At 42.3% G+C, this 8,281-nt stretch carries 8 protein-coding genes; all 8 read left to right on the plus strand.

The annotated features are described in order from the left end of the window. On the plus strand, window positions 1-1,000 hold a 1,000-nt coding region (locus AB5123_RS13390), incomplete at its 5' end, for a sensor histidine kinase (protein ID WP_368364944.1). Window positions 1,001-1,218: 218 nt separating this feature from the next. After that, entirely contained in the window at window positions 1,219-1,794 is a 576-nt protein-coding gene (locus AB5123_RS13395; protein WP_117859726.1) for an accessory gene regulator ArgB-like protein, read from the plus strand. Beyond that, window positions 1,791-1,925 carry an AgrD family cyclic lactone autoinducer peptide gene (locus AB5123_RS13400; protein ID WP_117859725.1) on the plus strand — a complete coding sequence of 45 codons (135 nt, stop codon included), beginning with the start codon at window positions 1,791-1,793 and terminating at the stop codon, window positions 1,923-1,925. The genes AB5123_RS13395 and AB5123_RS13400 overlap by 4 nt, the downstream gene beginning before the upstream one ends. Window positions 1,926-2,107: 182 nt before the next feature. Beyond that, on the plus strand, window positions 2,108-2,476 hold the full coding sequence (locus AB5123_RS13405) for a hypothetical protein (RefSeq protein WP_117859724.1): 369 nt from the start codon (window positions 2,108-2,110) through the stop codon (window positions 2,474-2,476). Between the two features lie 85 nt (window positions 2,477-2,561). Further along, window positions 2,562-3,725, plus strand: a complete 1,164-nt coding sequence (locus tag AB5123_RS13410) for a hypothetical protein (protein WP_038671830.1) — start codon at window positions 2,562-2,564, stop codon at window positions 3,723-3,725. A gap of 14 nt (window positions 3,726-3,739) precedes the next feature. Beyond that, window positions 3,740-5,308, plus strand: a complete 1,569-nt coding sequence (locus AB5123_RS13415; protein ID WP_038671832.1) for a hypothetical protein — start codon at window positions 3,740-3,742, stop codon at window positions 5,306-5,308. Beyond that, window positions 5,295-6,182: an ABC transporter ATP-binding protein gene (locus tag AB5123_RS13420; RefSeq protein ID WP_337671048.1), complete on the plus strand. Its 888-nt coding sequence runs from the start codon at window positions 5,295-5,297 to the stop codon at window positions 6,180-6,182. The genes AB5123_RS13415 and AB5123_RS13420 overlap by 14 nt, the downstream gene beginning before the upstream one ends. Before the next feature lie 12 nt (window positions 6,183-6,194). Then, window positions 6,195-8,281 (plus strand): hypothetical protein (locus AB5123_RS13425; protein ID WP_368364945.1); only part of this gene is annotated, 2,087 nt, incomplete at its 3' end.

An 8,281-nucleotide genomic window follows, 5' to 3' on the forward strand; every position in this document is an offset into this window, starting at 1 on the left:
TACGCTTAATTTTGTTTCATCAGTAAATTCAATGTCAATAAAAGAAATAGTTACGGAATCCGGATTTGCTCGTTTTACGGTATTGATTTTTGCACAGGCATTATTCTTTATTTCAGTAAAGTTGATGCTGAAATTATTGGCAACGACTTCTGAGAACTTTAATGCAGTTGAGTGGATCGCTATTATATTAATACTTGCAATATCCATTATTATGATGTTCTTACTTCATTTGATAGCTATTGATTCAACGCAGAGACTCTATATAAACTTATTGATTTTAACGATAGTTGCAGTTAACATTATAATCTTTTATATGATTGATTCTATTTCTGTGAAAAATAATCAGAAAAAAGAACTGGAACTTTTAAAGATCCAAGAGCAATACAGTCACCAATATATAGAGAATGCAAGTCAGCAATATGATTCGATAAGAAAGATTAGGCATGATTTGAAAGATCAGTTGTCCGCTGTATATACAATGATAGCTCAAGGACACGCAGATGAATCAATGAAGTACATAGAGAAATATGTTAACGTTATATCAATCAGTGAAAGCTTTGTAAATACAGACAATTATATTGTAAATGCTATTATAAATTCTAAGTTTGCAGTCGCAGCGACAGAAGGAATCAGAACAAATTGCAGCTGCATTAAGAGCTTTGATGGTATAGATGATATTGATATGCTTCATATTTTAAGCAATACGCTTGACAATGCTATAACGGCTAGTGAAAAAATAACTGACGAGTCAGAAAGGTTCATTAACCTTGACATCAGTAAAACAATGGACATATATAGAATAGTAGTCAGAAATGCAATAAATGAGTCTGTTTTAAAAAGAAATCCGAGCCTTAAAACAACAAAATTAAATGTTCATAAGCATGGGTGGGGAATTAAAATAATACGAGAGATTGCAGAAAAATATCAGGGAAGATGTGAATTTTACGAATCGGATAAAGTGTTCACATGTTTGATAACGTTAAAATCAACTTTACTGTAAAACGTTAAAATCTCTTTGTATTGGCAAATTTAAGTCATAGCAAATTGAGAGAAACAAATTAAATTTATAACGAAAAAGGGAGCTGTTACGCCGGTTTTTATATGGTGGACAGTTCTCTTTTTGTATTTCACGACAAAAACTTACACGTCACGCCAAATTGCTTGACTTGATTGTAAATAACTTGTATATTATAGTAAATAAAAGACTTGGTGGAAGTAATGAAGAGATTAGTATCGATAATTTTGAATTTTATGATCAAGAATAATGTAATTTCTAAGGATACAGAAGAAATAGAATTTTACAGATACGGAATAGAAATTACATTATCATCATTAATTAATATAGCCTTAATATCTATCATAGGTATAGTAACAAATTATACTTTTGAGAGCACAATGTTTTTGGCAGTGTTCATTATAATGAGATCATTTACTGGGGGATATCATGCAAATACATATATTAAATGTAATTTAGTGACCTCAATATCTTTTGTTATATTGTTGTTGATATTTAAAATAATAAGACATATTTCTTTAAAGTCAATTATATTAATTGCTATTTTTCAAGTAGTAACCATTGTTTTATTGGCACCGATTGAGAACAAGAATAAACCGATAGAAAATAGAACTGTCTATAAAATTATTTCTACCGTTTTATCAGTAGTGCTATCTGCAATAAGCATCGTATTAATTATAAAAGGTGTAGACCTAGGGCTAATAATTCTGCTGACTTTAGCCTTAGTTTCAATATTTATAATATACGCAAGATTTATGAAAAGGGGGGATTTCTTATGAAAATTAAAGTTGCTGTAGCAAAATCAGTCAAGGCGCTTGTTGGACATATGGCAAAGGCAGCCTGTGGTTCTGCATCACATTGGGGAGCATATCAACCTAAAGAACCTAAATTTAAGAAAGAAAAGAAGTAATAGATAACCACAGAATCGTTTAATAATCGGTTTAATTAGGAGGGGTAAGGTGTTTCCAATGCAGAGATAAAATACACAAAAATGTACAATAACATTTGTGCGAACATACAAAGTTTAAAATGATTTGCAACAAAGTAGATCGTTTGTGATACTAATATATTAAGACAATGGAGGTATTTAAAATGACAAAAATGGTTAAGAAGATAGCAGCTATGGGTGCTGCCGTAATGATGATGGCTTCGATTTCGGCTATGGGTGCGAGCGCATATACTGATCTCGAAAAAAACGGAGCGTATTGCACTGCTTACAAGAGTTCCTCAAGCAGCGTCTATGCTTCAACATCAACAAAGGACGGATCGAAAAAAACGGTAGGAGTTAACATCGTGCTTTACTATACAAAGAGCGGAAATACACTTAACACAGGTAGCGGCAACAGCTATACAAGAGGCGTTAGCACAACCTGCTCCACACCTTCCGGCGGAACGTTTAAAAGTGCGACAATAACACATAAATTAAACAACGCTACTGTATATACAGGTTACTTGGTATAACGGATAATTCTAAAAAATAATGCCGCACTGACATATAGTGATATTTCCGTGCGGTATTATTCTATAGAATATGGAGATAACCGAAATGAAAATTAAAGCATTGATCGTAATGACCATGACCGCCGCTGCCCTGCTTCTGCCATCATGCGGAAAACAGCCGGATAAGACCTCGGACGCAAATGTAAACGAACCCGTCGAATTCGGGGCGAATATAACCGTTTCCGACAGCTACGCTTTCAGGGAAAACGACGGCAGACTTTACCTCTGGGATTTGAAAACCAACAGCTATGAGATTTTCTGCACACAGCCCGATTGTAAGCATCAGACCGCTGCAGAAAACGCCGATACAAAATGCTCGGCTGTCGCTCCAAAAGAGGGGTACTTTTATAACTATGCTTTTCTTTATAACGATACGCTATACTCGATATGCACGGGCGAGCTGAACGAGTTTCTTATTTATACCGCCGATACCGACGGCATGAACAGAAAGCTTGCGTTTACCGCGGAACTGTCGCTTTGCACCATGGTTAATCCTGTGCTTGACGGCGGCAGACTGTTCTTTGTCGGCTCGGAATTTGAAATGAACGATACCGACAGTGTTGGATTGCGGGAGAATTATTCGCTCTGTTCGGTTGACCTTTCCGATTTTTCTTTTGAAAAATATATGGACATCGGCACTGCAAACGAAACCGTGATCGGTAAGAAGAGTCTTTTGCTGTACAAAAACAAGATATATTTCCAGCACAGCGAATATTCCGAAAACAGCGTTCATTCCGCTGTCGAATGCTATGATATCGACGGCTCGGAGAGGATGACGGTACTTGAAATGGAAGATTCCGTCAACGTCTGGCAGTGCAACGGCGGTAAAATGCTTTATGTCGTTTCCGACGATGACGATTCCCATTCGCAGGTCTGCTCCTATGATCTCGACGGCGGTGGGACAGAGGTTTTGTTTAAACGGGACGGCTATGTCAGCGATGTCTGCATGATCGGAAACAGGGTGTTTTATATGTACAGTACTGCGGACGGCAAAAGCGAGATACGCAGTGCAGGAGTGTTCGATACGTCGGACGGAAAAGACCTTACGACCGAATTTGACGGCGATGTTTACGTATCGGTTCTGGGACACACGTCAAACGGGCATTTGATACACTATCAGGACTCCGAACGCGACAGCTTCGGACTGCTCTCCGACGAGGACTTTTGGAGTCTGAAATTTGAAAATGCCGATTTTAAATTTGAGCAGTAAGAGGGGAATGAGCAATGGGTAAGAAAGAATATTTAGCCTGCCTGATCTCGCTGGTCATGCTCGGTCTAACAGCGTGCTCCGATAATGCAAACAAGACCGGCTCGGAAGTAAGCTCAGGTACTTCATCAGCCGAAGAAAAGGATTACGGTTACGGCTTTGACAAGTTCGGATTTTCGCGTTTTGACGTTGAAACGGCAGAATCCCTCACTTATGAAAATAAAACAAAGATCGTATATCTTACAAACTACGATACGACCTTTACAACTACTGACGACGACCCGAGAATATACGATGAAATTTACATTGAAAACACTGTGAACGAGTATCTGGATAAAAACGGATATGACTTTTACGTTGATTTTGTAATGAACGGCGAGTTTGATTTCAAAACGGGCGAGCTGTACCCAAACATGGACGTTTACGAAAGTATGCTCAAAAATAACGAGCAGGTCGATATAGTCAACACGGGGCTGGGCATGAGCGCGCTGGGCGGTTACGGAGATACCTTTAATCTGTTTGTAGAAAGGGGTTATCTAGAACCTTTGAACGATTATTTTCAGACCGACAGCGGAAAAGCGTTTTACGACGGGTTCGACGGCATAGTCTGGAAGCAGACGACCTGTGCCGACGGTATGATATACGGAAAAACCACCGACTATACGCTTGCTCAGCCGCTGGTATTGTTGCTTAACGGCGATGTTTGCAACGAATACGGGGTAAATACAGACGATATCCAAAGCCTAGAAGATCTCGAGCCGTATCTGCAAAGCCTTGCGGACGAGGGGAAACGTGGTCTGCTGCTCGACAGCACCTGCGAACTGTATTATGAGATGGCGGGATTTTGCAGATACAAGGGCGTGTATATCAACGCCGAAACGGGACTGGCGGAAAATATTTTCGAGAATGAAAAAGCCTTGAAATATCTCAAGACCGTATATGAATATTCGCAAAATGGATATATATCAAACAACGTCGATATTGCGAACGACGCTTATATTTGCAGCCTGTCGCCGGCAATGCCGCTTTATTATGATTCGTCGAAAATCGTTTCAAGCGGATATTTGCAGCAGGAGGAACTGAACGGAGTCGTGGGGATATCGTCCTCTAGCAAGAACAAGGAAACGGCGTTTGAACTGCTCGCTCTGCTGAACACGGACGAAGAGCTTGCGAACATAATTTACAACGGCGCAGAGGGACGAAATTATGCGGTCAAGGACGGCGAAAAGTACCCGAACAAGAACGCTCTGCCGTTTTACGACGTCGCCGCGACAATGACTAATTCCATTATCGCCGAAAGCAATTCGCAGGACAATCAAAGCAAGCGGGAGGATATTGCGATATGCTGGGAGCATTCCGAGGTATCTCCGTTTTACGGTTTGGAGGTATCCGACGATCTTGCCGAAAAATTGGAGAAAACGGCGGCGGTCTATGACGATTTTTACGGTCTGTTCTACGGCGATTACGGCGAATATCAAAGCCTTGACGAAGCCTTGTTCGCAGCAAATGAACAGCTGAAAGCCGCAGGAATAGACGAGGTTTTAAACGAGCTGAACGAGCAGCATGGAAAATTTGATAAAGAATAAAACCGGAGAAAACAACATGACTCTCACCCTAACAAACCTCACCAAACAATACGGCAATTTCACCGCACTTGAAAACTTCACCTACGACTTCACGGCGGGAGTATACGGTCTGCTTGGACCGAACGGTGCAGGCAAATCCACCCTTATGAATATCATCACCGACAATCTGAAACCAACTTCCGGCTCGGTGAAATTTGACGGCGTTGAAACAAGCACAATGGACGCCGACTTCCGCAAAATTCTCGGCTTTATGCCCCAACAACAAGGGATTTATCCAAACTTTACGCTGGAGCGTTTTCTCTACTATATGGCTGCCCTCAAAGGCATGAAAAAAGCTGACGCAAAGCCGCAGATAGAAAAGCTAATCAACCTTGTCAACTTGCAGGACAGCCGAAACAAACGCCTCGGCGGCTTTTCGGGCGGTATGAAACAGCGTGCCCTCATCGCACAGGCTATGCTCGGCGAACCGAAAGTCATTATCCTCGACGAGCCTACCGCAGGTCTTGACCCGAAGGAGCGTATCCGTATAAGAAATCTGGTGGCACAAATAGCTTTCGACAAGATAGTCATAATCGCAACCCACGTTGTTTCGGATATCGAGTTTATCGCAAAAGAAGTCCTGCTGATGAAAAGGGGCGAGATAATCGACAGCGGTGCGCCTCATATCCTCTGCGAAAAGATCGACGGCAAAGTGTTCGAGATAACCGCCGACGAGAGTATGCTGGACGAAATTTCCGCAAAATACAAGGTGGGAAATATCTCAAAGGACGAGAAAAATATCTACGTCCGTGTTATCAGCGAACAGCCGCCAACTTACGAATGCAAAACCTGCAAGCCCGACCTTGAGGACCTCTACCTCTACTATTTCGATTGAGGGGGCGAGCTAATGATCTTCGTAAACGAACTGATAAAAGCGTTCTGCAAACGCACAACTATTGCAATTTTCGCCGTTCTGCTGCTCCTCAACGGCGTTTTGCTGTATATAAACGAAACAAAACAGACGCTGGAATACACCCCTGAGCAGTACAAAGCCGCTTATCAGACCCTCGAAGGGCTTGACACTCACGTTGCTTTTGAGCGAATTTCACAAAAAAAGTCGGAGCTTGAATTGATACAAAGGCTGTCATTCGGTGAGGATATTTCGCAGGAAAACTGCAATGCTGAGGAGCTTTTGAAGAGCTACAAGACGAAGAGCTACCTAGAATTTACCGACGATATTTACTCCGAGATAGAGCTGACCGACCGCATTTACGAGGAGGTCGCCGCCTGCGAAAATTACGACAGCTACCTTGAAAATATCGACAGCACCGCGCGAAAAATGACGGGCATTTCGCTTTTCGCCGACCCCGATAGTTTCAGCTACAAAAATATCGCACAAACGCCTGCGGACTTCGCCTACCTCAAAGGCTCAAAGCTCACCGCCGCACCCTCAAAGGGTATTTCAATGGCAACAGGTTTCCTCGCCACCGACCTTATCGCAATGCTGATGATAATGACCGTGGTGATGACCATAGTCACCCGTGAAAAAGAGCTTGACCAGATAACACTTTCAAGAACAACATACAAAGGCAGAATGCCCCTTGGTATCACAAAGATTTTCACCTGTTTTGCGGCGGCGATTGTGGCGGAAATGTTGCTTTACGGAGTAAATTTTGCAGTTTCATATATTACATATGGTTTCGGCGACCTGTCAAGGCAGATACAGTCGGTATACGAGTTTAACGGCAGTAACTTGAAAATATCCGTACTGCAATACTTTGCACTTTTCCTTGCGGCAAAACTTGCGGTTTACTGCGTATTTGCGGCGATGATCTACCTTGTTACTGTGGTATCAAACACCGCTGTAAAGGTCTACGGCATACTGATAATTACCATAGCGGCGGAAGCCGTGCTCTACTACACCATACCGAGCACAAGCTATCTTTGTCCGCTAAAATACATTAATATTCTTGCATACGCCAACACAAAAGACCTCTTCGCGAGCTATCTGAACCTCAATATTTTTGGAAAACCTGTGAACTATATGGCTGTGTTTGTCGGCTCGGCGATAGTATTGCTGCTCATATTGTCCATACTCTCCGTGCTGATTTTTTCAAAGCAAAGGGTTATTAAAAGCCGTACAAGAAAATTCAGCCTTGCAAAGTTCAGTATTTTCAAAGGCAGGACAACAAATCTCTTTTTGCAAGAGTGCTACAAGGTCTTTATCGGCGGCAAGGCTCTGCTGATTTTGATAGCATTTGCTGTCATCACCGCAGTTTCATATTCTCCTATCAGCGAGAGCTTTTCATCAGCGGACGAGGTTTATTACAAGCAGTATATGTTGAAATTTGAGGGCGAGTACACCGCCGAAAAGCAGAAAATGATAGACGCTGAGGCGCAGAAATTTGCCGACGCGCAGATGAAAATGTCGGAGGAAATGGCAAATTCAGATGGTGACGGTGTTTTCATAATGATGAAGTATCAGGATATACTTGCTCCGCAGTACGCCTTTGACGAGGTGAAACAGCACGCCGAATATTTGCAGACAACAGAGGATGGGCAGTTCGTTTATGACAGCGGCTACAAGCTGCTGACAGGCGGCGAAACCGCAGGAAACAAGGACTTAACGCTGGGTCTGACGGCAATGACAATGGTGATACTTTGCCTTACCTATGTCTATGCCGCCGAGTATCAGACAGGTGCGAACGTTCTGCTGAAAACCTCCGCAAGAGGCAGAGAGGACACATTTCTCTGCAAGTTCGGCATAGGCGTTGTCATTGTGACGATGATTTTCGCACTGACCTATGCGCCGTACTTTTACAACGTGCTGAACGCATACGGCACAAGGGGGATAAACGCACCTGCCTGCTCAATAGAGTCGCTTTCAAATTTTGATGTTTCCATAAAAGGTTATCTCATTCTCATAATCGCCGGAAGATACCTTGCGCTGCTTTGTGCAATGCTCATCATCTATTTTCTGTCAGCGAAGCTCAA

It is taken from the genome of Ruminococcus sp. RTP21204st1_B2_RTP21204_210225, from assembly GCF_040914135.1.
Classification (GTDB): domain Bacteria; phylum Bacillota; class Clostridia; order Oscillospirales; family Ruminococcaceae; genus Hominimerdicola; species Hominimerdicola aceti.

Coding starts and splice junctions, on each gene's coding strand:
- AB5123_RS13410 (WP_038671830.1), top strand. CDS start 2,562: ATGAAAATTAAAGCATTGATCGTAATGACCATGACCGCCGCTGCCCTG.
- AB5123_RS13400 (WP_117859725.1), top strand. CDS start 1,791: ATGAAAATTAAAGTTGCTGTAGCAAAATCAGTCAAGGCGCTTGTTGGA.
- AB5123_RS13415 (WP_038671832.1), top strand. CDS start 3,740: ATGGGTAAGAAAGAATATTTAGCCTGCCTGATCTCGCTGGTCATGCTC.
- AB5123_RS13405 (WP_117859724.1), top strand. CDS start 2,108: ATGACAAAAATGGTTAAGAAGATAGCAGCTATGGGTGCTGCCGTAATG.
- AB5123_RS13395 (WP_117859726.1), top strand. CDS start 1,219: ATGAAGAGATTAGTATCGATAATTTTGAATTTTATGATCAAGAATAAT.